Origin of the sequence: Ruminococcus sp. D54t1_190329_F1, from assembly GCF_015551645.1 — a bacterium.
GTDB classification, from domain to species: domain Bacteria; phylum Bacillota; class Clostridia; order Lachnospirales; family Lachnospiraceae; genus Blautia_A; species Blautia_A faecis.
Genome location: NZ_JADNDC010000001.1, coordinates 55478 through 78890, shown reverse-complemented (window position 1 = coordinate 78890; position 23413 = coordinate 55478). Strand labels below are relative to the sequence as shown.

Sequence of the window (23413 nt, the reverse complement as noted above, 5' to 3'; positions counted from 1 at the left end):
TATATCATGATGTCGCCGACAGGCCACCTGTCCGTTTGTTGTATCAGACTGAAACAACAATCATTTCTGTAATTGCAAAGAAGGAGACGGACCCACAGGTAACCGTCTCCCCCTTGCTAACGGCCATCCCCTGCGCAATCAGGGAAATGGTTAAAGCCTCTGCCGTATGACCGGCACAATGGCTCTATTCTTATAATTACTCCATAGAAGCGTAAACGCCATCTTTGATCACATAAGCCTTAGGTGCTTTATCGCACTCACCGTCTTCTGTCCATTTAGCTTCTCCTGTAAGACCATCAAGAGTAATATTCAGCATGGAAGCAGACATTGCTGCACTGATGTCTTCATTTGACATATCTGGTGTGATGCCAGCATCATTTGCTGCTGCCTGCATAGCGTAAAGTACATCATATGTATCTGCAGCAAACTGATTTGGTGTCTCACCATTGTTTGCATCGCCATATGCTTTAACAAATTTTACAGTTGCCTCATCATCGCCTGTAGCAGAGAATGGTGTCAGAAGCATAACGCCTTCTGCAAGAGATTTATCAAAGTTCTCAACATTCAGGATTCCATCCATACCATCAACACCAAAAATCTTCATGTCAAGACCAAGGTCATGAGCCTGCTGAAGAATCAGAGCGTTGTCAGAATAGTAATTCGGAAGGAACAAGAGCTCAGCGCCACTGTCTTTGATCTTTCCAAGCTGTACGGAAAAGTCTGTGTTGTTATCTGTTGTGTATGCTTCATCAGCTACAACCTCAAGGCCGTAATCAGCGCAGGCTGCAACGAATGCATCATGTACACCTGAGTTGTAATCAGCCATGGAATCGTAGAGGGTAGCTACCTTCGTAGCAAGACCTTTCTCAGAAATATACTCAGCAGATTTCGTTCCCTGCATTGGGTCTGTAAAGCACATACGGAACTCATTGTCACCAGCGGTAATGCTGTCTACTGCTGTTGCAGACGGTGTGAAGAGGAATGTACTATCAGCTGCCTCTGCACCTACTGCGATACAAGCACCGGAGGTAACGGTACCGCAAAGCATCTGCATTCCTTTGTCAAGAAGGTCATTATAAGCGTTAACTGCTTTCTCCGGATCTCCCTGATCGTCGCCAGCGTCAAGGATCTCTACCTGATATCCATTGAATCCGCCGTTTGCATTGATCTCATCTGCTGCGATCTTAGCTGCATTATATACACCATTACCATACTGTGCATAATCTCCTGTCATAGGTCCGATGACACCAATCTTGAAGGTTTCCTCGCTCTCTGCAAATACAGATACAGGTGTTACTGTGGATACTGCCATTGCTGCGGCTGCAGTAATGCTGAGTACTTTTTTCAGATTTCTCATAATAAATCTCCTCCTTAATTTATGTAAGAGCTTCTGTCATCTCGCCTTTCATCGTGTCCAGGGCATGTCCGAAAAACATAGCATGCAGATTGCAGGAATGATTTTGAGAACAGGTTCTGCAACACTGGGATAGTATAAAAGCCCACTGGTGGTTTCCCAGCCGGCTTTGGCTTCCATAACTTCTTCTCTTTACTACTTTAATGTTATGATTATAGCATTCTGTTTTTTTGATTGCAATAGAAAATTTTATAGTTTTTTTAGAATTGCAAAAGAAATTTCCGTTACAATGACCAATTTTTTCTGTTTTTGTTATTTCTGCGACGTACAAACGTACGTTGCCTGGCATACTTTTATACTCATTTCATATTTTATATTATAGTCATATTGGAATGTGTTTGAAAAATCAATTCGGACAAAGCTTGCCGCAAAGTGAGGCGTTCAGATAGCAGGAATGATTTTTTTGCAGCTTTTAGGATAAAAAAAAGGAGATGGTCACCCATCTCCCGTTCAAATATCCTATTTATTTCAATTAAGCAATTGCTTTCTTAGCGATCTCAGCAAGTGCTGCGAATCCCTGAGCATCATTTACAGCCATCTCAGCAAGCATCTTTCTGTTGATGTCGATGTTTGCAACTTTAAGGCCGTGCATCATTTTGCTGTAGGATAATCCGTTCATTCTTGCAGCAGCGTTGATACGTGCGATCCAGAGCTGTCTGAACTGACGTTTCTTCTGCTTTCTTCCAGCGTAGGAGCTGGTAAGTGCACGCATAACAGACTGTTTTGCTACTCTATACTGTTTGGAACGAGCTCCTCTGTAGCCCTTTGCCAGTTTTAATACACGATTATGTTTCTTCTTTGCGTTTAATCCGCCTTTAATTCTTGCCATTTCTTATTTTCCTCCTGTTCGTCTTCTTCTATGCTATATCTTATAAATACGGTAATGCTTTCTTCATGCTCTTAACATTAGTAGAATCAACAACAGTAGCTTTTCTGAGATTTCTCTTTCTCTTCTGAGATTTCTTTGTTAAGATATGGCTCTTGTAAGCTTTATTTCTTACTAATTTTCCTGTTCCTGTTTTTTTGAAGCGCTTTGCTGCTGCTCTACAAGTTTTAATTTTTGGCATTGTAATTTCCTCCTTAATATCGTATCTATTTAATGTCCCTCATCCAGCCTGACACCCTCAGGGTGTCTCTCCAAATGAATGCAACATCCTAGTGTTTCTGTGCTAAAAACATTGTCATGCTTCTGCCTTCTACCTTAGGTGCCTTCTCAACTACAGCAATGTCCTTCAGCATATCGGCAAAATCATCCAGAACGTGCTTGCTGCTTGACATGTGTGCCATCTCTCTTCCGCGGAAACGAAGAGTAACCTTCACTCTGTCGCCCTTGGTAAGGAATTTGCGCGCTGCCCCAGCCTTTGTATTCAGGTCATTGGTATCAATATTTGGTGAAAGACGCACTTCTTTGACATCGATGGTCTTCTGCTTTTTCTTGGCTTCTTTCTCTTTTCTGGCAAGTTCGTAGCGATATTTACCATAATCAATGATCTTACATACCGGCGGCTTTGCCTGTGGGGCAATCTTTACTAAATCAAGCTCTGCCTCCTGAGCTTTGGCCATTGCTTCTCTTGCGGACATAATTCCGAGCTGCTCTCCGTCCGGTCCGATTAAGCGTACCTCTTTGTCTCTGATTTGTTCGTTAATCATTAAATTGCTAATTGTCGTGCACCTCCATACCTGATAGATGATCTGTTCTGATCCAGTTTTTAACTTCTGGACTCTCATTCCCCTTCGCAGGAAGAAATTCCTGCCTGATACCTGACGCCGCAAATATAAAAAAAGTGCGGACAGAATCCACACTTCTCCTATTACACTCGCGAACTAAGTCACGCGCTGCTGTGCAATATGAACCCGAGCCGCATCTAAGTATGCGCTGAGGTGAGAGTGAACTCTGCTTTCTTTTCATCACGTACTGTCGTATAATATCATGCCTTATTGTGAAAGTCAAGATGTTTTTTTATTTTTTCTAATAATTTTTTTCTTATAAATTTGTGCATATTTTTTGCAGGCACAGGAAAAACTAAGACTGCTGCAGCGGTTTAGTGCCCTCATGAAATACGGTCTGCTGAACAACTGCAAATGTTTGCAAAATCAAGCATACAAAATCAGGAGGTAAAAAACATGACAATTTTAAAATGTTCCGCAACAACCTGTGCTTACAATGAAGATATGCTTTGTTCCAGAGGGGAAATCAACGTCATGGGTGACAGTGCAAAAAGTTCTGAAGAAACATCCTGCGGAAGCTTCCGGGAAAAGAGCCAGGGTGCCATGAACAGTGCCAAAAACAGCTGTGGATGTGAGACCATCCAGATTGACTGCAAAGCCCACAACTGTACCTATAACGAAAACTGTAAATGTACCGCAGCTGCTATTGATGTAGCCGGAAGCGGTGCAAAAGTATGTTCTGAAACAAAATGCGATACCTTTGAATGCCAGTGCTAGAGCGTGTTTGAAAGAGGCTTTCTGCAAAAATTTTTCAAACAGGTTCCAGAAAATAGCCGCAAATTCAAAAACAGCCCCCGCACAAATGTGCGAGGGCCTTTTAATTTCCATTCATTATCTGTTTCTTAAGAAATCCGGGATCTGGATATCTTTCTTCTGAACAGTGCTGGATGGTGTCTTCGCTGTGAATGGTGTAGCATTCATAGTCGGCATGCTGAAAGACGGCATGTTCAGATTCACACCAGCAGACGCTGTAGTGGAAGCAGGTCTCTTATTGGCAAATACAGAGTTGCTTGCCTTATTTCCAAATGGATTGGATGCCTGTGCATTATCAGAAAGGCCTGTAGCAATAACAGTGATTCTCGCATAATCAGCAACAGAATCATCATACATAGCACCAAAGATGATATTTGCATCTTCACCTGTAAGCTCCTGTACATAGCTTGCAGCATCATTTGCGTCCATAAGGGAAATATCACCGGAAATGTTGATGATAACGTGTGTAGCACCCTTGATGGTAGTCTCAAGAAGCGGAGAGGATACAGCCTGCTGTACAGCCTCCATAGCCTTGTCATCGCCTCTTGCCTCACCGATACCAATGTGTGCAATACCTTTATCTGTCATAACAGTCTGAACATCAGCAAAGTCAAGGTTGATAAGAGCCGGCAGATTAATCAGATCTGTGATGCCCTGAACTGCCTGCTGCAGAACCTCGTCTGCTTTACGAAGTGCTTCCGGCATAGTTGTGCGGCGATCTACAATCTCCAGTAATTTGTCATTCGGAATTACAATTAATGTATCAACAGCCTTCTTCAGGTTCTCAATACCTGCAAGTGCGTTGTTCATACGTGTCTTAGCTTCAAAACGGAAAGGTTTGGTCACAACACCTACAGTGAGGATCCCCATTTCCTTAGCTGCTGCTGCGATAACCGGTGCAGCACCTGTACCAGTTCCACCGCCCATACCGCAGGTAACAAATACCATGTCAGCACCTTCGATGATCTGTTTTACTTCCTCAATGCTCTCTTCTGCTGCTTTCTGTCCAACCTCAGGCTGTGCTCCTGCACCAAGACCTTTGGTAATTTTCTCACCGATCTGAAGTACAGTTGGAGCTTTACACAGAGTCAGAGCCTGCTTATCTGTATTCACTCCTACAAACTCTACCCCGCCGATGGCTTCTTCAACCATTCTGTTAACTGCGTTATTTCCGGCGCCGCCTACTCCGATTACAATAATCTTAGCAGAGGATTCCGCCTCATTTGACATTATCTCTAACAATGTACTTCCTCCTTTATTTCTACCTTATATCCTTTATCTTTAATTTCAGCAAATATATATACCAAGCTGCATATAGCTATATCATATATTTTTTTTGTGAATTTATCAACCACTAATTTTGTTTTTTTATACTTTTTTCGCGAAATACGCGATATTTTCCTCAGAGTGTGTTTGAAAAAGGCTTTCTGCAAAATGTGCATCACATTTACAGGAGATTTTCAGACACTCTCTAATATTCCTCATCGTACCCGTCATAACCGCTGTTATTATAGTCTTCGCTGTAGTCCTCACTGTAATCTTCAAGCTCCTCTTCGCTTCCATCTTCACTGGTTTCATTGGGATTGGGACCTACATAATTTCCATCTTTATCCAGCTGCCCATAACCGGTATAGCTTCCATCTTCCATATATCCGCCAAGCCAGCTGCCATTTGCAGCAATACTCTCCTCAGTAGGTCTGGAGCCTACATAGTTTCCGTTCTGGTCATATTCCCCTTCACCGGTATAGTCACCCTCCAGGTCATATCCTCCATGCCAGTTAGCCACTGCATTCTCGTAAGCAACCGCAGTATCCACATCCTCAATCACGCCATCCTCGCCCAGATCCTGCTCGAAGGTAATCGTCTTGGAATTGTCATTTACATTTTCCAGATGAAGGATTCCCTTTTTGCCGGAAAGCTTGGGCAAAATTGCGCTGACACGTGTCATCTTGTCCTCAAGATACTCGTCCTTTCCCAGCATCACCCGGATATCTCCATAAGTCAAGGTAATCTGATAACTAGTGTCAAATTCAATATGATCCGGTATGGCATCGTTCTTCTGGAAAATAGTTGACAGCGCCACCGCAGTGGTAAGCACCGAGCTTCCCTTAATTGGAAGCTTCTCCCCTTCGATCACATGGCTTACTTCAATGCCGTCAAAAAAAGGCACCAGTTCATCCCTTGTATGGGAACTTTCAATAAAAATACCGTTTCTGTCAAAATAAATATAGCTATCCAGATAAGGAATGCAGCCTACCGCCTTCTTTTCCCGGACACTGATGCAGATACTGTTATGAGAAAGCCTGGTAATATAAAAGCCTTCCACAAAAGGCACACCCTCTACGTCCACCCTGGAATGGAGCAAAACTGCAAGAACGGAATTATCCGTAAAAGCCCCCTGCAAAGCCATCTCCTTCACCTGTTCATCCGTGTAACGGGAGGTTCCCATTACCTCCACCTTTGTCACATGAAAATAGGAAAAGAAAAAGACAAGTCCTGCCAGCAGAACTGCCCCCAGGGTACCCAGAATCGCTTTCTTATGTTTTCTATAGATCAGCTTCATTTTCAGTGATTTCATATATTGTTATTCCTGTATCCTTTTTACTGCTGCTCCCAGCGCATTAAGATCCTGGCAAATATGCTCATACCCCCGCTGTACAAAAGAATATCCTTCCAGTACGGTAACTCCCTTAGCCCCAAGTGCTGCCAGGATCAGGGACGCACCGCCTCTTAATTCCTGCGCCTGCACAGCTGCTCCATGTAAAGTCTTTACACCGCAGATTACAGCCTCATTTCCCTGTACGCGGATCCTGGCTCCCATTTTCCGCAACTGGTCAGCTGCTTTATAACGGTCTTCAAAAACCATTTCACGAATGCAACTTTCCCCCTCTATGGTGGAAAGAACTGCCATTACGGGAGACTGCAGATCTGTTGGAAATCCTGGATAAACACCCGTTTCCAGCAGTTTAACAGGACTTTGAACATTTTTTCCATTGACTAATAGTTTACCACTGTTACCTTTATATTGTCCACCCATTTTCCTATATACTTCCAGAAAGGCCTTCAGTTCTCCTTCCGGAGGGTTTTCAAGAACGATCTGGCTTCTGGTTATAGCTGCCGCACAGATATAGGTTCCTGACACAATGCGGTCTGGCGGCACCTGAATGCACCCGGCACTTAGGCTTTTAACTCCCTGGATTCTTATTTCAGAAGTTCCATCCCCCTGTATTTTTGCTCCCATGGAACGCATATACCTGCAAAGCCACTGTATTTCCGGCTCACAGGCACAATTTTCCAATACAGTCTCTCCCTCTGCAAGCACGGCTCCTAAAATGCCCTGCTGGGTAGCTCCCACACTTCTTTTTGAAAAAGAAACCAATGCCCCTTGCAGATGAGGTGCTTCTGCCATCAAAACTCCCTGTTCCTCTGTGACCACTGCGCCAAGCTTCCGAAGCACAAAAAGATGCATATCAATAGGTCTTTTCCCGATCACGCACCCACCTGGATAGCCAAGGCTTCCTTTCCCATTTCTTGCGAGAAGCGCTCCAAGAAGAATCACGGAAGACCTCATCCTCCCTGTAAATTCAAAAGGAACTGACCATTTACCGGCATTTTCGCAGTCCATATACAGATCATGGTCTTCCCACCAGGTCACTGCCCCAAGCTTCTGAAGAATTTCCTCCATACAAAAAACATCCGCGATCCGCGGACAGCCTTTGAGCACACTGACTCCCCGATGTAAAAGAGACGCCGCCATCATAGGAAGCGCTGCATTTTTTGAGCCCTGTATCCGAATACTTCCCTTCAGCTGGTGTCCTCCCTCAATGTAAATCCGGTCATTCAAGCCATTCACTCCTAAAGGGCCTCTTACCTTTTATTGTATGCGAATATTTCTGACTGGTGATAAAATTTCATTTTCTGCTTACGCTCAAAGCCAGCCCCATCTCGCCCAGAAGAAACACCACTGAGGTTCCGCCATAGCTGATAAAGGGAAGCGTGATTCCTGTATTTGGAATGGTGTTTGTCACCACCGCAATATTCAGGATCACCTGAATGGCCATATGGCTCATAATGCCAACGCATAAAAGTGTTCCCTGCAGTTCCCGGCAGTGAAGGGCAATCACCATCAGTCTCCACATAAGAAGCCCAAATATGCCAATGAGAAAAAAAGCTCCGGTCAGTCCCAGTTCTTCGCAGATAATGGAAAAGATCATATCATTCTGGGCTTCCGGCACAAATCCCAGTTTCTGCAGGCTGCTGCCAAATCCTCTTCCGAAAAGCCCGCCGCTTCCAATAGCATAAAGTCCCTGAATGGTCTGAAAACCCTTTTCATACTTCTCCGGATTCCGCCATATGGCAAGCCTTTCCAGACGGTAGCTCTCTGCTGCCAGAAACACTGCGATCACTGCTGCACCAGTCACTCCCATTCCAACAAATCTGGCATATCCCGGATCTGATATAAAAATCAGGATTACACCGATTCCAAGGATTATGATTGCCGTACTTAGGTTATTGGAGCCTACCAGTCCTACAATTGGAAGAAGTGTCAGCATTGTCCTGCACATAAACCAGAAGCCAGCTGTAGTCTTTTTGCTTCCCTGGATCTGCCAGGTGAGAAAAAGGATCACTGCTGCTTTTGCAAATTCCGAAGGTTGAAAAGACAACGGTCCAAAATTCAGCCACCTTCTGGAGCCATTGATTTCCTGTCCTACAAATAAAACTGCTGTAGAAAGTCCCATAGATAAGAGATAAGCAGCCGGTGCCAGCCGAACAAAGAATCTGTAATCTGTCTCTGCTACTATGTACATGGTCATAAGGCCCAGAGCTGTTGCAAAAAGCTGCTTTTTAAAATAATAGGCAGAGTCGCCGAAACGTACTCTGCCATTATATTCACTGATGGAAAACAGCATGACCAGTCCGAATACTGCCAGAAGCAGCACAAGGATCAGTAAGACCGTGTCTGTTTTCGTTTCTTTCTTTCGCTCCCGGATCATAGAGATCTGCTCCTGACGTCCCATGCCTTGGTTAAAGCATATGCCAGATCCGGGTATTCTATGAAATAAATCATAAGTTTCTGTACCTGCCGCCAATCACATTCTGTGGCTACGACAACCGAGTTCGAGTGAAATATACTGCAAAACGGAACGTGCAGATTACAGGAATGATTTTTCAAACAAGCTCCAGAGCATGCCTCCAAAAGGCTTTCTTCAAGATGTACGCTGCAATTTGCGGTATATTACAGTGCTCTCACATACTCCTTAAACATCTGGCCTCTCTGCTCATAATTGTCAAACTGACCCCAGCTTGCGCATGCAGGAGATAAAAGGACCGCGTCCCCGGCGTTTGCCTTATCCGCACACACCTGCACAGCTTCTTTCAGATCCTCACAGAGAATAACATCATGAAAGCCATTCTTCTCAGCCGCAGCCTTAATTTTCTCTTTCGTCTGACCAATAAGTACCAGATACCTTACTTTGCCGTCAAATGCCTGGATCCACTCATCATAGCTGGATTCCTTATCATATCCGCCGCCGATCAGAAGAGTCGGACGGTTCATTGCCTGGATTCCCTTAATAGCCGCATCCGGGTTGGTTCCCTTTGAATCGTTATAATATGCCACACCGTTTTTCTCAGTTACATACTCAATTCTGTGCTCCACGGCTGTAAACTCACAGATACTCCTACGGATGCTATCCATATCAACACCTGCGTAGTAAGCCATGGCCACTGCTGCCATTACATTCTCAAAATTGTGCGTACCAAGAAGCTTCAGTTCCCCTGTTCTCACAACCGGAATCTCCTCTTTCTCTGTACGAAGAATAATCTGGTCTCCTCTCAGGAAAATACCCTGTTCAAGTTCTCTTGCACTGGAAAAATATACAGCCTTTGGCACAATGCTTTTGCCAAATTCACGAAGGATTTCATCCTCATAATTCAGCACACATACATCCTCCGGACCCTGGTTGCTTGTGATCAGCTCTTTCACGCGGATATACTCAGCCATTGTATGATGACGGTTCAGATGATCCTCTGTGATATTCAAAATGGCGCTTACCCTTGGAGCAAATTTCCAGATAGTCTCAAGCTGGAAGCTGCTGATCTCTGCAACCGTGACCGTCTCATCTGTCATCTCCAGTGACTTGGAAGTATACGGAGTTCCAATATTTCCAACAACAAATACAGATGGGCGTGCATCTGACATGATTTTTCCAAGAAGGGCTGTTGTTGTAGTTTTTCCGTTTGTTCCGGTAATTGCAAGAACTTCACCCTTTCCCGTCTGATAAGCCAGTTCAACCTCGCCCCATACAGGAAGTCCCTGATCATAAAAACCTTTTACAATTGGAAGATCTGTGGGAACTCCAGGACTTAATACCACAAGGTCCAGGCTTTCCTGAACTTCCTTCGGCAGCTCTCCTGCATAGATGGGAAGTTCATAATTTCCACTGATTTTATGTAATACGCTCTCTTTATCCAGATCTGCTTTTCCATCGTAGAGAACCGGGCAGGCACCAACTGCATTCAGAAGATCAGCTGCGCCGATACCGCTTTTTCCGGCTCCGAAAACCAGAACTTTTTTTCCTTTTAATTCCATGATTTATTTCCTCCTTAATGCCTTGCAATGGATGCCCCGGAATTCTCCCTTTTCAGGCACGCTTCAGGCAGCTCTTACAGGGCTAAAAGTCCGATCAGGCACATAATTGCAGTCACAATGGTAAACACTGCAACTACTCTGGCTTCTGACCATCCGCAAAGCTCAAAATGATGATGGATAGGCGCCATTTTGAAAATACGTTTGCCATGTGTTGCTTTGAAATAGGTTACCTGGATCATAACGGACAGTACCTCGACCAGATAGATCAGGCCCACGATCAGTATGAACAGAGGCATCTGCAGCATATAAGCCACACCTGCCACAAATCCGCCAAGTGCCAGAGATCCTGTATCACCCATGAATACACTTGCCGGATATACATTGTAAAGTAAAAATCCCATCAGTCCGCCGATAACCGCACAGGTGACAGGCTCGATACCGGACTGGGTTCCAATGGATACAACCGTGAAGAATACGGCTACGATCAGGGTAACGCTGGTAGCAAGACCGTCTACACCGTCAGTAAAGTTTACGCCATTTACAGTTCCGATCACTGCAAAGAACAGCACTGGTACAGCCAGCCAGCCAAGATTCAGATAATGTCCTCCCCAGAACGGAATGCGCATGGTCAGGGACACATCTGTATATCGAAGCAGGTAGAAAGTGAAAATACCAGTTACCACTACCTGAAGCAGAAATTTCTGCCATGGGAGAAGTCCGTCAGATCTTCTAAGGACTACCTTCAGATAATCATCCAGAAAACCGATCAGTCCGAATCCCAGAGTCAGGAACAAAACCGGGATAATTTTGGGATAATCTTTTACATAAAACAATGAAGTAATAATCGTGGATATCAGAAAGATCACGCCGCCCATAGTCGGAGTTCCGGCCTTTTTCAGATGCGACTGTACGCCCTCTGTTCTCTCTGTCTGTCCCATTTTCAGCTTACGCAGAAAAGGAATGATAACAGGTCCTAATACTGCACTGATTGCGAAGGAAATCAGCACCGGGATCACAATATGAAATTCCATCCTCACACCTCTTTAATTCTTTCGTTTTTTTCGTTCCAGAGTCTGTTTAAAAAAGCATTCCGCACAAAGTGTGACACACATCTTGCAGAAACCCTTTTCAAACACGCTCTAAACTTTTTAAAGCATCTTATAGTATAAAGCTTTTCCCCTTATTTATCAACCCATAGCTTGGTTTTTGCAAGATAATATCCCTACATTGTTTACTACTTACCTCGTGACCGGTAACATACTTCTCCTTGCTCACAGTCTGACCGGTCACCGAAGCTTAGCTTTCTTTTTTCTGATTTAGAGCGTGTTTGAAAAAGGCTTTCTACAAGATGTGCGTCACAATTTGTGGGAGATTTTGCCCGGATGAGGGCGCCGTAGCGGGCTACGGCAACCAAATTCGGGTGAAATCTTCCGCAAAGTGGGGCGTGCAGATTGCTGGAATGATTTTTCAAACACGCTCTAGCACCGCCTCAAAAATATTCTTTATCACAGGTGCCGCAATGGTTCCTCCGTAATACACGCCCTGCGGGTCATGTATAATGCAAAGCCCCAGGATCTGCGGATCTTCCGCAGGCATAAAGCCAAGAAAGGAGGAAATATACCGGTTGGCACTTCTTGGCAAAGTCTGGGAAGTAGCTGTCTTGCCCCCTACTGTGCATCCCTCAATCCGGGCATTTCTTCCGGAACCTTCTGACACTACTTTCTCCAGAATTCCTCTTACTGTCTCTGATGTTTTTTCCGAAATAATCCCCGTTTCCACCGGATATTCCAGCTTTCTTCCGCTGGTGCCATCTGAGCTCAGAACGGATACCCCAAAATGAGGTGTGATCCGCCTCCCCCCATTGATCAGAGAACTGACTGTGGTCGCCAGCTGAATTGGCGTAATCTGAAAAGACTGGCCAAAAGCAACTGTTGCCAGCTCCACATTCCCCATATTTTCCATTTTATGCATGATCGTTCCAGCCTCTCCCGGCAGATCTACACCTGTCTTCTTCAAAAGTCCAAACTCCTTGAAATAATGATAATAGTTTTCCACCCCAAGTCTCAGACCCACTTCAATAAAAACCGGATTGCAGGAATTCTGGGCACCTTCCACAAAGCTCTGGGAACCGTGTCCTGTTCTCCTTGCACAGTGAATCCGCCTGTCATCCACCAGCTTATACCCCGGACAGAAAAATCTGTCATTTACGGAAACCACGCCAGCCTCCAGACCTGCAGACATGGTAATGATCTTAAAGGTAGAACCGGGCTCATATGTATCGTTCAGGCAGGGATTTCTCCACATCTGGTTCAGAAGATCCTGTTTTTCCTGTTCATTCAGTCCTGAAGTGTCCACGTCCGTATTCAATATAAAAGGATCGTTCAGATCAAATTCCGGCACATTAACACATACATAAATTTCTCCGTTCTGCGGATTCATAAGAAGTATGGAAACACGCGCAGCCTGTTTTTCTTCCATTACTTTCAGGGCCGCCTGCTGAGCATACTGCTGCAGATCCACATCCAGACTGATTTTCAGGTTTTCCCCTGCCACCGGATCTTCCCTGCTTTCTCCGATCTGGTCGATTTCCACGCCTCTGGCATCTGTTGTGGTCAGGATTTTTCCCGCCTGTCCCTTTAAAATTTCCTCATATTTCACTTCCAGGCCAATTATCCCCTGATTGTCACCGCCTGTAAATCCCAGAACCTTGGAAGCCAGAGATCCGTAAGGATAATACCGCTTATAATCCTCATCCACTTTCACACCATCCAGTTCATACCCACGTATCACATCTCCCACAGATTTTTCCACATTTGTCTTAATTCGTTCAATTGAAGATATTTTTTCAACTTTTTTACGCACTGTGTCAGTATCTATTTCCAACTCTTTTGACAAGACCTCAATAACCTTCTGTGGGTCCTTAATCTGACTGTGAATAACGGAAATAGTACATACAGTTTTATTATCTGCCAGAATCCTCCCTTTTGCATCCAGTATCTGTCCTCTTGCAGCCTTAATGACTCGTTCTCTTTCATGAAGTTCTTCCGCTTTCTGGTAATAGTAATCCGACCGAACCCCCATCAGGTAAACAAGCCTTCCCACAAGTCCCAGAAGCATAAGTGCACATACAAGAAAAACCATCCATATTTTTTTCCTGTGAAAGGTCATGGTTTTTTTCATAAAAAAATCCCCATCTGAAATCATCATAACTAATATATGCTAATTTCAGATGGAGGTATGTGTTGTATTATGGTGAACAGTCCGTTTTTTATTTCCTGCCAATACTATGCCACCTATGGACAGTATTTCTAATCCAGTCCGGCTTCCTCGTTAGTCAGGCCTTCACTCTCCATATTGTTATCCTCAATGGGATCCGTGTTATCTTCCGGAGGTCCCGGAACATTGGTATCAGAAACAGCCTCCGGCAGAGTTTCCCCGGCTGAACCAGTGTAGGAATCGCTGATTCCATCAAGGTTAGCAGATTTTATATACTCTCCGTTTGCATTGATCTGATAACTTCCGTCACTATTCAGCAGGTAACCATTTTCGTCAATCCGATTGCCATCCCAGTCAATGAGGTTGCCCTCTTCATCCACCAGATTTCCATTTTCATCAATCTGACTGTCAGATATAGTATTTACATGACCATTAAATTTCTCCCAAAGCTCTGTCTCCGGAACAGTTCCGTCTGTAGACTGATCGGGCTGAATATTCATGTATGGCAGAAGCTCGGAAAGAATTGCCTGTGCCACATACTGTGGATAAATACTGCTGGCCTGATCCTCTACATTTGGCTCGTCAATTACCACATAAATCAGAACCTGCGGGTCATCAACCGGGGCAAATCCGATAAAGGAAACCACGTATTTACCATTTCCACGGGGGAATTTCTCCGCAGTTCCTGTTTTACCGCCTGAGCTGTAACCCTGTACCTTTGACGTCATACTGGTACCCTGCTCTACACTGGCCTGCATATAGCTTCTGATATCAGCGGAAATGCTGGAAGAAATAGTCTGCTTCTGAAGAAGCGGGCTGATTGTCTTCACAGTTGCACCGCTGGCGTCTTTGACTTTTGTCACAAGATGTGGCTGATAATAGTAGCCGCCATTGATGACCGAACACATTGCATTGATTTCCTGGATCATAGTACAGCTGAATCCCTGACCAAATGCAGAACACGCAAGCTCTGTCTCATGCATGGTATCAACAGTATGCATAATACCATATCCCTCATTTGGAAGATCGATTCCTGTCCGGCTTCCGAAATTGAAAGTACTCTGTGCTTTCAGAAAATTTTCAACTCCCATCTTTGCACCAATCTGCATCATGGCATCGTTACAGGAATTTGCGATTACTTCCGCAAGGGTTTCCATTCCGTGTCCGTAAATATTTGCACATTTGATGGTGGTCATATTTCCTGGCACACCAAAATTCTGGTAACCATCACAATAGAAGGTATCACTGGTGGATATTTTTCCCTGTTCCAGAGCAGCTGCCATAACAATGGGCTTCACAACAGAACCAGGTTCGTAAATGTCGGTTACACAAAAGTTATTCCACATGGCGCTTAGAGCATCCATGGTCTCACTGTCATTCATAGCAGCAATCTCATCTGCTGAATATAAGGAAGACAGATTACGTGGATCATTAAGATCATATCGGTCGCCCCCATCCATGGCAAGGATTTCACCACTTGAAGGGTCTTCCACGATCACTCCTATATTTTTGGCGCCAGTAGATTTCTTAAAGGCATTTACCCATTTTTCCACAATCTGCTGTGTTCCAAGATCAAGGCTAAGCTCCAGACTGTTTCCGTCAGAAGCTTCGATAATGGTTTGCTCCACATTAGAATCATCACTGAAATATCCGTACTGTCGGCCATCAATTCCTGTCAGGCTGCTATTGTAGTAGCCCTCAATTCCATAGTCCGCAGTATCTCGGGAAAAAGTAAATCCCAACGTATCACAGGCCAGCTCATTATATGGATAGACTCTCAGGTAATCTTCTTCAAACCATACACCCTGGATATTGTTTTTCTCCTGAATTTCTTCCCTGGTCATTTCCGTATCATCTGGTATGCTGCAGTAATCCTCGAATGCTTTCTTATCATCCATGGAGACCTGCTTTTTCACGATCTGATACTGACTCTCCCTGGTCTTATCAGAAGTAAGCCTGGTACGGAGTTCTCCTTCATCAAGGCCAAATATGGTAACCAGAGCATTCACCGTAGGATCCAGATAATCCTCATCTGAATTTACAGCTTTACAGTCCAGTACAACATTATACACCTTGTTGCTCGTTGCCAGAATGTTGCCATTTCGATCATAGATTGTCCCTCGTTTCGCTGGCATTGTGCGATTCTGGTATTTTTGCTGAGCCTGACTCAGCACCTGTTTCTTATACTTGTCACCACTTTGAAAATTAATATAAGTGATAACTCCCAATAAAACGATTAAAGCTCCCAATACGCAAAAGAGCAGTATTGACAGCTTTTTTTTCATACTGTGATTTATTTTTTTTATAGGTTTTCTTTTTGTTTTTCTTCTCAGAGTAGTCAATCAAACACCTGCCTTCATTCCCATTACTTCCCGGTCACGTCCTGATACTGTCTTACGTAGCTGCCGCCTTCAGTCGCATAGGTTTCTGTCTGCTGGTTGCTTGGATATTTCATGCCCAGACGTCCGATGGCGATTTTCCGGATTCTTTCAAGGTCAACACTTGAAGTCACCTGGCTCTCATATGCATCGTTGTCTTCTTTCAGCTCGGCCAGTTGGGATTCAAGAGTGGCCAGCTGGCTTCTTTTACTGGTGCATTCTGTTTTCAATTTCAGATAATTAATACTGCAAAACACAATAAGGATACCAAGTGCAGCCAGAAATATGGCAAAATTACGGTTCATATTATTGGCTTTCGCACGGTTTCTCCTGGCTGCCTTACTAAGCGGCTTGTTCCCCCGGACCTGCTGCTCTGGTGTGGTCAGCTCTGGTTTTGCCTTATTTTTACGAACAGAATGCTCTGGCTGACGGTACTCTCTCCGCTCAGGAACTTCCTGGACTTTTCGGACAGTGTTGCCATCAACATACACATTTTGTGGACGTCTTTTACCTGACACAGTATTCGTATGTCTGCCTGTCTCCGCCATTTTTTACCCTTCTTTTAAACTTTTTTTTCAAAAATTCTAAGCTTAGCACTCTTAGAACGCGGGTTTTCTTCCATTTCTTCATCACTTGGAAGAATTGGCTTCCTTGTGATAACTCTCCCCTTGGATTTCTTTCCGCACACACATACCGGAAAATCCGGTGGACAGGTACACGGGTTCTCATTTTTTCGAAAAATTGTTTTTACAATTCTGTCTTCCAGTGAATGGAACGTAATAATGCAAAGCCTTCCGCCATCATCCAGAAGATCAATCATCCCATCAAGTGAATCACGAAGAACATCCAGTTCCTTATTCAGCTCAATTCTGATTGCCTGGAACGTACGCTTAGCCGGATGGCCTCCTGCTGCCTGTATCTTCATAGGTATGGATTCCCGGATGATCTGTGTAAGCTGGCCCGTTGTCATAATGGGGCTCTGCTGTCTTGCTGCTACTATATGTTTCGCGATATTTTTCGCAAATTTATCTTCACCGTAATCGCGGATAATGCGATACAGTTCTCTTTCTTCATAACCGTTAACAATGTCACTGGCAGTCTGTGTCTGTCTCTGATCCATGCGCATGTCAAGAGGTGCATCTACCCGATAGGTAAATCCACGTTCCTCATTGTCCAGCTGATAGGAGGATACTCCCAAATCCAGAACAATACCATCAACCTTGTGAATTCCCCTTGCGGCAAGCTCCTGTACCATGTAACAATAATTGCTGCGAATGATTGTCACCTGGTCAAAGGCGGCAAGCCGTTCACTCGCAGCAATTATCGCATCCTGGTCTTGATCTATACCAATAAATCTCCCCTTGGCAGAAAGTTTCCTGCATACCTCAATGGCATGTCCTGCGCCGCCCAAAGTGCCATCCACATAGATTCCATCCGGCTTAATATTCAGCCCGCCAACGGTCTCGTCCAGTAATACAGATTTGTGTTTAAATTCCATTTCCGTCTCCTGTTGGATTTCTCGCTTATTTTATGCTCAGATGACGATTCCCATGTTCTCCATGTCGGCAGCAATGCTGTCCATATCGTCATAATTGCAATTCTCGCTCCATTTCTCCTTGCTCCAGACTTCTACTCTGCTTAAGTTTCCAGCCAGAATAACATCTTTCTCCAGACCAGCGAACTCACGTAACGTCTGTGGTACGAGAATTCTCCCCTGCTTGTCCAGTTCACATGTTGTTGCACCTGCAACAAAGAAGCGCGAAAAGGCTCTAGCGTCTTTATTTGTAAGTGGTAATGCACGGAGTTTCTCTTCAAAGGCTTCCCATTCATCCATAGGATAAATATAAAGACAACCATCAAGTCCTCTGGTAAGAACAAATTCCTCACCTAAAGGTTCCCGAAATTTCGCCGGGATGATCAAACGCCCCTTCGCGTCGATTGTGTGATTGTACTCGCCCATGAACATAAAAACTCACCTACTCTCGTGAAATACGAGTCTCCCCCTCGTATCTCATGACGGGAAACAAATGGAAGTTCTGCCACTTCGTCCCCATTTGTCACCACTTTTCTCCACTTCCTACCACTTATGAACCCATTCTAACCCATTTGCCCCTAAATTACAAGTGGGAAATTATGAAATCTATTACATAATTCTGTTACAAAGTCCTTACAAACAGCGAAAATGCAGTCAAAAAATTTTTATATACAAATAAATCCTGCCCTGCAGGACTTTTTATATTGCCGGAAATTCCAGCGAAATTACCTATTACACACAAAAAAACGCCACTTCAGTGGGATTCGCTCCCACCAAAATAACGTTTTGTTTAGTCCAGATTCAGGTATCTGACAATCATATGATCAATCTTTCTGCTCATGGGCAGGTTTTTTCGCAAATCTGCGCGGCTGGCTATACAACCATTCATCTTCTTCTGAAGCTGTCGGACCCTTCGCAGCAACAGTTTCTTCTTCAGAAATCCCGGCATTTTCTTCCACATAATTTTCTGTACCGGAAGCTTCTGGCAAAGCTTCCTCCTCAGAAATTTCTTCTGTATCTTTCTCTGAGTCCTTCTCATAGAAATCCTCAGCAACTGAATTTTCCTCTTCCACGATTTTCTCTGTGTTCTTTTCATCCTGAGGATCTTCTTCCGGATGCTCTTCTTCCACAGACGAAGTTTCTTCTGATTCTTCGGAATCATGTTCATAAGCAGATGCTGTTCCGTTATAGACTTCCGGAACACCTGCGGCATCTCCATCTGCAAAAGCTCTCTCCAGTCTGAGCCGGTCTCTGTATTCTTCTGCTTCAGCTTCTCTGGCTGCTCTTTCCTGCGCTTCATAGTCCTGTTCTCTCCTGCGTCTGCGCCTTGCCGCCCTCTTTTTCGCCATGGTTTCTTCCACAACTGCGATCATAGCACAGATTACAAACAGTGCTGCTGAGATCAGCTGGGAAATTCCAACAGAAGTTCCCGGAATCATAAGCTTGTCTGTTCGAAGAAGTTCTATGCAAAATCGTCCGAGACCATATCCTGCCAGATATTTCAGAAATACTTCTCCGTGGAAATGTTTTTTGCGCTTCCACACAAGCATCAGGAGAAACAAAAGCAGACACCAAAGACTCTCGTATAAGAAAACCGGATGTACTTGAATATAAGAAGTTCCACCTATTGTCTCCAGGTTTTCCCTCATTGCAGATGTCACTTCGCTGGAACGCACAGCAGATAAAGGGAGCTGCATTGCAAATATGCTGTTGGTATACTCACCGAAAGATTCCCTGTTAAAGAAATCTCCCCACCTTCCTATTATCTGCGCAATAACGATTCCCATGCTGGCAGTATCTGCCATCTGCATAAAAGATTTTCTGCGCACGCCGCAGTAAATGGCAGCTCCCAGCATTCCTCCAAACAGACCGCCGTAGAATGTAAGTCCGCCATTTCTCACATTAAAGATCTCAATAATATTGCCCTTATAAAGATTCCAGGAACATAAAACATAAAGCATTCTGGATCCGACCACACCCAGAAGCAGGGATATGATCATCATTTCCAGATAATCGTCTTTATTCTCGCCGCAGCGCTTCGCTTCCAGAATCACAAATCCCATTCCCAGAAGCATTCCCAGAGCTATTACAAGGCCAAAAAATGTAATCTCAAATCCAAATATTTGAATGGATTTCCCCACATAATCCAGGTTTATTCCCAGATTCGGAAACTGAATTGACATTTATGCTATCCCTCTGTTTCTATTACTTATCAGACATTGAAACGGAATAAGATCACATCGCCATCCTGTACTACGTAATCCTTACCTTCCATTCTTACAAGACCTTTTTCTCTTGCACCTGCATAGGAGCCACAGTCAAGAAGATCCTGATAGTTTACTACCTCAGCTTTAATGAATCCACGTTCAAAATCAGAATGAATCTTACCTGCAGCCTGCGGAGCCTTGGTTCCAATCTTTATGGTCCATGCTCTGGTCTCATCTTCTCCGGAGGTCAGGAAGCTCATAAGTCCAAGAAGATGATAACTTGCCTTAACCAGCTTCTCAAGTCCTGATTCCTTGAGTCCAAGATCCTCCAGGAACATTTTTCTCTCATCCTCATCCAGCTCGGAAATCTCTTCCTCGATCTGAGCACAGATTACGAAAATTTCACTGTTCTGCTCCGCAGCATATTTTCTTACAGCCTGTACATGCGCATTGTCAGCACCATCATTTGCAAGATCGTCCTCTGCCACATTTGCAGCGTAAATTACCGGTTTCTGAGTGAGCAGATTGTATGTTCCCATCCATGCTTCCTCATCCTCATTCTCCAGTTCCATAGTGATTGCCATCTTGCCGTCTTCCAGCCATTTCTTGATCTTCTGAAGGAAATCAAGCTCTTTAGCAGCTTCTTTGTCCATACGGGCAGTCTTGGTAACCTTTGCAATTCTTCTCTCCAGGATCTCAAGATCAGAGAAAATAAGCTCCAGGTTAATAGTCTCAATATCACGGATCGGATCGATGCTTCCATCTACGTGGATTACATTGGTATCCTCAAAGCAGCGTACTACATGAACGATTGCATCGACTTCACGGATGTTTGCAAGGAACTGATTTCCAAGACCCTCTCCCTTAGAAGCGCCCTTTACAAGTCCTGCAATGTCAACAAATTCTATAACAGCCGGTGTCACTTTCTTGGAATGATAAAAATCACCAAGCAGTGCAAGTCTTTCATCCGGCACAGTAACAACTCCCACATTCGGGTCAATGGTACAGAAGGGATAGTTCGCAGATTCTGCACCTGCCTTTGTCAGGGAATTAAAAAGTGTACTTTTTCCTACATTTGGAAGTCCAACGATACCTAATTTCATTTTATCCTATATCTCCTTATTTTTAGGGGCGTTTGACATTTCTTTACGCCATTCTTTTGCTATTATACCACAAACAATAAAAATATGATATATTTCCGGCCCCATATTGTCTTCTCTATACATCTTTTTATTTTAGCATACCCAACTCTTTCCATCAAGACAAAAGCTCTGGACAATCTGATAAATTTGAAAAAACACCTCATATTTCCAATTGAATATGAAGTGTTTCTCTTTCGTAATACATCATTTATTTCAAATCTCTGGACATGATCATAAGAAGACTGCCTTTTTCGTAGAGTATCTTGGCCTTTTCTTCCTGAATCTCGTTGCTAACGGTGCGGCCGCAGTTATCTGTAGTAAGGCGGTAATGATCCAATGGGTATTTAAACCCCTTCAAAGTAAGACCTTCAACCGTTTCACCGGCTGCGAAAAAGGAAACATATTTTCCGAATTGACTGTCTTTTCGAATAATATGGCCATTTTCCACAAGACAGATGTAATTCTGAGCATCTGCCAGGATCACATTGACACCCTTTTGTCTGCCATATCCCAAAAGTCCCATGTTTCCAATAAAATGATCCAGTCTTCCACCAGTTGCGCCAAGAATAAGAATATTCTTTGCCCCTCTTCTTATTGCCAGATTTAAAGTAGACTGGGTATCTGTATCATCCTTTTCAGGATTCAGTCTGACAATTTCTGTATGGTCAAGACTCTCCAGATATGCCTTTCCAGCACCTGATAAACTGTCAAAATCACCGTCCACAATATCCGGGACAAGACCTGTTTCCAGAAAGAAATCCAGTCCTCTGTCAGCCGCCAGCAAAAGCAGCTTCTTTCCTTTTCGCTCTTCTTCTATTTTTCTTATAAAATCGAGGGCAAAATCTTTCTGGATCATGCCCCCGCTTACGATTACTGTATCTATCATTCTATCTCTCACTCAATCCTGTCACCAATCTCTTCGATCTGTTTCTGAATATGGCGGACATTCTGGGCAATATCACCGCCGAATACCCAGGATCCGGCAACAAAGATATTGGCACCAGCTTTCATAACAGTCTCTATGGTACCTTCATTGATTCCACCGTCAACCTCAATATCCACATTCAGATTCTCTTTGTCGATCAGTTCTCTCAGTTCCTGAATCTTCTCTGTACACTCGTCCATATATTTCTGTCCGCCAAAGCCAGGCTGAACAGTCATTACCAAAACCATATCCACATCCTCAAGCATATGGCTGATATCATTTACCGGAGTTGCAGGCTTGATGGAAACACCAACTTTCACTCCTGCATCCTTGATACGCTCTATAGTACGTTCCAGATCCTCACATGCCTCAGCATGAACGGTGATGGAATCCGCACCACAATTTACAAAATCCTGAATGTATCTTTCCGGCTCTGTCACCATAAGATGAACATCAAAAAACATCTTGGATTCTTTACGGATGGATTTGATCACCGGCATACCAAAGGAAATGCTCGGTACAAAATCTCCATCCATAACATCAATATGGAGCCATTCAACTCCTTCGTTTTCAAGAATTTTAATCTGTTCGCCCAGACGGTTAAAATCCGCTGATAAAATGGAAGGGCATAGCTGATACATAGTTTTAGTATCTCCTTTTCTCTTTTAATTCCTCATATAAAGCCAGATAGTTGTCATACCGCTGCTGACTAATTTTACCTTCAGACAGAGCTTTCTTCACTGCACAGCCCGGTTCATGAATGTGCATACACCCCTGAAACCGGCATTGCGGCTCATACATTACAAATTCCGGGAAGTAATCCCGAAGCTCCTCTTCCTTCATATCGGTAAGATACAAAGAAGAAAATCCCGGAGTATCCACCAGGAAAGTATTCTTCTCCACCGGGATTACCTGGGAATGTCTGGTGGTATGCTTGCCGCGCTTCAGTTTTTTGCTGATCTCGCCAGTCTCCATCTGCACTTCACCCTGCATACAGTTGGTAATGGAAGATTTCCCCACACCGGAAGGTCCTGCAACTACTGTTGTTTTTCCCTTCAGTATCTCGCGGATCTCGTCCATTCCCTCTCCCTCATAGGTACTGGAAAGCACTACACAATATCCACATCCAGTGTATATTTCGTAAAGCTTTTCCATTTCTTTCTTCTCTCCCACATCTTTCTTATTGAAGCAGATAACCACGGGAATTTTCTGCTGCTCCATCATGATCAGAAAGCGGTCCAGAAGAAGGAAATTAGGCTTTGGATTCTCCATGGCAAAAATCAAAAACGCCTGATCTACATTGGCTACAGCAGGACGGATAAGCGAATTGCGGCGGGGAAGAATGGAAGTTACACTGCCTTCCTTCTCCTCCTCATTCAAAACGGTAATCTCCACATTATCACCTACCAGAGGCTTGAAATTATCCTTTCGAAAAATTCCTTTTGCCTTACATTCGTAAATATTGCCGTCTTCCGCATAGATATAATAGAAACCTGCAATTCCTTTAATGATCTTTCCCTGCAT

General features: G+C 44.0%; 24 protein-coding genes. 3 read left to right on the top strand and 21 right to left on the bottom strand.

Going from position 1 to position 23413, the window contains the following annotated elements; all coding sequences use genetic code 11:
* Nucleotides 1–196: 196 nt before the first annotated feature.
* From I2D69_RS00360 to infC, 4 genes are all read right to left on the bottom strand, one after another.
* On the bottom strand, nucleotides 197–1357 hold the full coding sequence (locus I2D69_RS00360; RefSeq protein ID WP_118578207.1) for an ABC transporter substrate-binding protein: 1161 nt from the start codon (nucleotides 1355–1357) through the stop codon (nucleotides 197–199).
* Between the two features lie 529 nt (nucleotides 1358–1886).
* On the bottom strand, nucleotides 1887–2243 hold the full coding sequence (rplT, locus tag I2D69_RS00355; protein ID WP_117850812.1) for a 50S ribosomal protein L20: 357 nt from the start codon (nucleotides 2241–2243) through the stop codon (nucleotides 1887–1889).
* Between the two features lie 40 nt (nucleotides 2244–2283).
* Entirely contained in the window at nucleotides 2284–2481 is a 198-nt protein-coding gene (rpmI, locus tag I2D69_RS00350) for a 50S ribosomal protein L35 (protein WP_117850817.1), read from the bottom strand.
* A gap of 88 nt (nucleotides 2482–2569) precedes the next feature.
* A complete protein-coding gene (gene infC / locus I2D69_RS00345; RefSeq protein ID WP_118578206.1) occupies nucleotides 2570–3064 on the bottom strand; it encodes a translation initiation factor IF-3 in 495 nt (164 codons plus the stop codon).
* Nucleotides 3065–3538: 474 nt separating this feature from the next.
* Here infC and I2D69_RS00340 point away from each other — a divergent pair, with 474 nt between their 5' ends.
* Nucleotides 3539–3859 carry a DUF1540 domain-containing protein gene (locus I2D69_RS00340; protein ID WP_173718142.1) on the top strand — a complete coding sequence of 107 codons (321 nt, stop codon included), beginning with the start codon at nucleotides 3539–3541 and terminating at the stop codon, nucleotides 3857–3859.
* A 114-nt stretch (nucleotides 3860–3973) separates the two neighbouring features.
* Here the strand turns inward: I2D69_RS00340 and ftsZ are convergent, their stop codons facing one another.
* The 4 genes from ftsZ to I2D69_RS00320 all read right to left on the bottom strand — a co-directional run bounded on the left by ftsZ (nucleotide 3974) and on the right by I2D69_RS00320 (nucleotide 8889).
* Nucleotides 3974–5137, bottom strand: a complete 1164-nt coding sequence (gene ftsZ / locus I2D69_RS00335; protein WP_330382736.1) for a cell division protein FtsZ — start codon at nucleotides 5135–5137, stop codon at nucleotides 3974–3976.
* 229 nt (nucleotides 5138–5366) lie between these two features.
* Nucleotides 5367–6473 carry a cell division protein FtsQ/DivIB gene (locus I2D69_RS00330; RefSeq protein ID WP_227200699.1) on the bottom strand — a complete coding sequence of 369 codons (1107 nt, stop codon included), beginning with the start codon at nucleotides 6471–6473 and terminating at the stop codon, nucleotides 5367–5369.
* 6 nt (nucleotides 6474–6479) lie between these two features.
* Nucleotides 6480–7748 (bottom strand): UDP-N-acetylglucosamine 1-carboxyvinyltransferase, encoded by a 1269-nt coding sequence (gene murA, locus I2D69_RS00325; protein WP_118578203.1) that lies wholly within the window; start codon nucleotides 7746–7748, stop codon nucleotides 6480–6482.
* 58 nt (nucleotides 7749–7806) lie between these two features.
* Nucleotides 7807–8889: a putative peptidoglycan glycosyltransferase FtsW gene (locus I2D69_RS00320; RefSeq protein ID WP_118578202.1), complete on the bottom strand. Its 1083-nt coding sequence runs from the start codon at nucleotides 8887–8889 to the stop codon at nucleotides 7807–7809.
* 38 nt (nucleotides 8890–8927) lie between these two features.
* On the opposite strand from I2D69_RS00320, the gene I2D69_RS20565 reads away from it, so the two are divergent.
* Nucleotides 8928–9218 carry a DUF6783 domain-containing protein gene (locus I2D69_RS20565; protein WP_308768462.1) on the top strand — a complete coding sequence of 97 codons (291 nt, stop codon included), beginning with the start codon at nucleotides 8928–8930 and terminating at the stop codon, nucleotides 9216–9218.
* Here I2D69_RS20565 and murD read toward each other — a convergent pair.
* The 3 genes from murD to I2D69_RS20560 all read right to left on the bottom strand — a co-directional run bounded on the left by murD (nucleotide 9132) and on the right by I2D69_RS20560 (nucleotide 11901).
* Complete coding sequence (gene murD, locus I2D69_RS00315; RefSeq protein WP_148461138.1) at nucleotides 9132–10487, bottom strand: UDP-N-acetylmuramoyl-L-alanine--D-glutamate ligase; 1356 nt, start codon at nucleotides 10485–10487, stop codon at nucleotides 9132–9134. The genes I2D69_RS20565 and murD overlap by 87 nt on opposite strands.
* A 74-nt stretch (nucleotides 10488–10561) precedes the next feature.
* Nucleotides 10562–11518, bottom strand: coding sequence for a phospho-N-acetylmuramoyl-pentapeptide-transferase (gene mraY, locus I2D69_RS00310; protein ID WP_148461137.1), 957 nt, complete (start codon nucleotides 11516–11518; stop codon nucleotides 10562–10564).
* Between the two features lie 203 nt (nucleotides 11519–11721).
* Nucleotides 11722–11901 carry a DUF6783 domain-containing protein gene (locus I2D69_RS20560; protein ID WP_334284946.1) on the bottom strand — a complete coding sequence of 60 codons (180 nt, stop codon included), beginning with the start codon at nucleotides 11899–11901 and terminating at the stop codon, nucleotides 11722–11724.
* On the opposite strand from I2D69_RS20560, the gene I2D69_RS20555 reads away from it, so the two are divergent.
* Nucleotides 11836–12021 carry a DUF6783 domain-containing protein gene (locus I2D69_RS20555; protein WP_334284945.1) on the top strand — a complete coding sequence of 62 codons (186 nt, stop codon included), beginning with the start codon at nucleotides 11836–11838 and terminating at the stop codon, nucleotides 12019–12021. The two genes, I2D69_RS20560 and I2D69_RS20555, sit on opposite strands and share 66 nt — an antisense overlap.
* Here I2D69_RS20555 and I2D69_RS00305 read toward each other — a convergent pair.
* The 10 genes from I2D69_RS00305 to rsgA form a co-directional block, all read right to left on the bottom strand.
* A complete protein-coding gene (locus I2D69_RS00305; protein ID WP_173716061.1) occupies nucleotides 11955–13667 on the bottom strand; it encodes a penicillin-binding transpeptidase domain-containing protein in 1713 nt (570 codons plus the stop codon). The two genes, I2D69_RS20555 and I2D69_RS00305, sit on opposite strands and share 67 nt — an antisense overlap.
* A 128-nt stretch (nucleotides 13668–13795) precedes the next feature.
* Complete coding sequence (locus tag I2D69_RS00300; protein ID WP_227198861.1) at nucleotides 13796–15838, bottom strand: penicillin-binding transpeptidase domain-containing protein; 2043 nt, start codon at nucleotides 15836–15838, stop codon at nucleotides 13796–13798.
* 230 nt (nucleotides 15839–16068) lie between these two features.
* Complete coding sequence (locus tag I2D69_RS00295) at nucleotides 16069–16629, bottom strand: septum formation initiator family protein (RefSeq protein WP_118578198.1); 561 nt, start codon at nucleotides 16627–16629, stop codon at nucleotides 16069–16071.
* 14 nt (nucleotides 16630–16643) lie between these two features.
* Nucleotides 16644–17579, bottom strand: coding sequence for a 16S rRNA (cytosine(1402)-N(4))-methyltransferase RsmH (rsmH, locus tag I2D69_RS00290; protein ID WP_148461134.1), 936 nt, complete (start codon nucleotides 17577–17579; stop codon nucleotides 16644–16646).
* 36 nt (nucleotides 17580–17615) lie between these two features.
* Nucleotides 17616–18047: a division/cell wall cluster transcriptional repressor MraZ gene (mraZ, locus tag I2D69_RS00285; RefSeq protein WP_118578197.1), complete on the bottom strand. Its 432-nt coding sequence runs from the start codon at nucleotides 18045–18047 to the stop codon at nucleotides 17616–17618.
* Between the two features lie 392 nt (nucleotides 18048–18439).
* The gene (gene lgt, locus I2D69_RS00280) at nucleotides 18440–19798 is read right to left on the bottom strand and encodes a prolipoprotein diacylglyceryl transferase (protein WP_173716059.1); all 1359 of its coding nucleotides are present in this window, start codon (nucleotides 19796–19798) and stop codon (nucleotides 18440–18442) included.
* Between the two features lie 29 nt (nucleotides 19799–19827).
* On the bottom strand, nucleotides 19828–20925 hold the full coding sequence (gene ychF, locus I2D69_RS00275; protein ID WP_021926448.1) for a redox-regulated ATPase YchF: 1098 nt from the start codon (nucleotides 20923–20925) through the stop codon (nucleotides 19828–19830).
* A gap of 247 nt (nucleotides 20926–21172) precedes the next feature.
* Complete coding sequence (locus tag I2D69_RS00270; RefSeq protein ID WP_173716056.1) at nucleotides 21173–21850, bottom strand: thiamine diphosphokinase; 678 nt, start codon at nucleotides 21848–21850, stop codon at nucleotides 21173–21175.
* Nucleotides 21851–21858: 8 nt separating this feature from the next.
* On the bottom strand, nucleotides 21859–22530 hold the full coding sequence (gene rpe, locus I2D69_RS00265; protein WP_118578194.1) for a ribulose-phosphate 3-epimerase: 672 nt from the start codon (nucleotides 22528–22530) through the stop codon (nucleotides 21859–21861).
* Nucleotides 22531–22534: 4 nt separating this feature from the next.
* Nucleotides 22535–23413 (bottom strand): ribosome small subunit-dependent GTPase A, encoded by an 879-nt coding sequence (gene rsgA, locus I2D69_RS00260; protein WP_173716055.1) that lies wholly within the window; start codon nucleotides 23411–23413, stop codon nucleotides 22535–22537.

Coding starts and splice junctions, on each gene's coding strand:
- rpe (WP_118578194.1), bottom strand. CDS start 22,530: ATGTATCAGCTATGCCCTTCCATTTTATCAGCGGATTTTAACCGTCTG.
- I2D69_RS00360 (WP_118578207.1), bottom strand. CDS start 1,357: ATGAGAAATCTGAAAAAAGTACTCAGCATTACTGCAGCCGCAGCAATG.
- rpmI (WP_117850817.1), bottom strand. CDS start 2,481: ATGCCAAAAATTAAAACTTGTAGAGCAGCAGCAAAGCGCTTCAAAAAA.
- infC (WP_118578206.1), bottom strand. CDS start 3,064: ATGATTAACGAACAAATCAGAGACAAAGAGGTACGCTTAATCGGACCG.
- lgt (WP_173716059.1), bottom strand. CDS start 19,798: ATGTCAATTCAGTTTCCGAATCTGGGAATAAACCTGGATTATGTGGGG.
- I2D69_RS00330 (WP_227200699.1), bottom strand. CDS start 6,473: ATGAAATCACTGAAAATGAAGCTGATCTATAGAAAACATAAGAAAGCG.
- I2D69_RS20555 (WP_334284945.1), top strand. CDS start 11,836: ATGTGCGTCACAATTTGTGGGAGATTTTGCCCGGATGAGGGCGCCGTA.
- mraZ (WP_118578197.1), bottom strand. CDS start 18,047: ATGTTCATGGGCGAGTACAATCACACAATCGACGCGAAGGGGCGTTTG.
- I2D69_RS00300 (WP_227198861.1), bottom strand. CDS start 15,838: ATGCCAGCGAAACGAGGGACAATCTATGATCGAAATGGCAACATTCTG.
- I2D69_RS00270 (WP_173716056.1), bottom strand. CDS start 21,850: ATGATAGATACAGTAATCGTAAGCGGGGGCATGATCCAGAAAGATTTT.
- I2D69_RS00340 (WP_173718142.1), top strand. CDS start 3,539: ATGACAATTTTAAAATGTTCCGCAACAACCTGTGCTTACAATGAAGAT.
- I2D69_RS00305 (WP_173716061.1), bottom strand. CDS start 13,667: ATGAAAAAAACCATGACCTTTCACAGGAAAAAAATATGGATGGTTTTT.
- I2D69_RS00295 (WP_118578198.1), bottom strand. CDS start 16,629: ATGGCGGAGACAGGCAGACATACGAATACTGTGTCAGGTAAAAGACGT.
- I2D69_RS00320 (WP_118578202.1), bottom strand. CDS start 8,889: ATGATCCGGGAGCGAAAGAAAGAAACGAAAACAGACACGGTCTTACTG.
- murD (WP_148461138.1), bottom strand. CDS start 10,487: ATGGAATTAAAAGGAAAAAAAGTTCTGGTTTTCGGAGCCGGAAAAAGC.
- ychF (WP_021926448.1), bottom strand. CDS start 20,925: ATGAAATTAGGTATCGTTGGACTTCCAAATGTAGGAAAAAGTACACTT.
- rsmH (WP_148461134.1), bottom strand. CDS start 17,579: ATGGAATTTAAACACAAATCTGTATTACTGGACGAGACCGTTGGCGGG.
- rsgA (WP_173716055.1), bottom strand. CDS start 23,413: ATGCAGGGAAAGATCATTAAAGGAATTGCAGGTTTCTATTATATCTAT.
- mraY (WP_148461137.1), bottom strand. CDS start 11,518: ATGGAATTTCATATTGTGATCCCGGTGCTGATTTCCTTCGCAATCAGT.
- rplT (WP_117850812.1), bottom strand. CDS start 2,243: ATGGCAAGAATTAAAGGCGGATTAAACGCAAAGAAGAAACATAATCGT.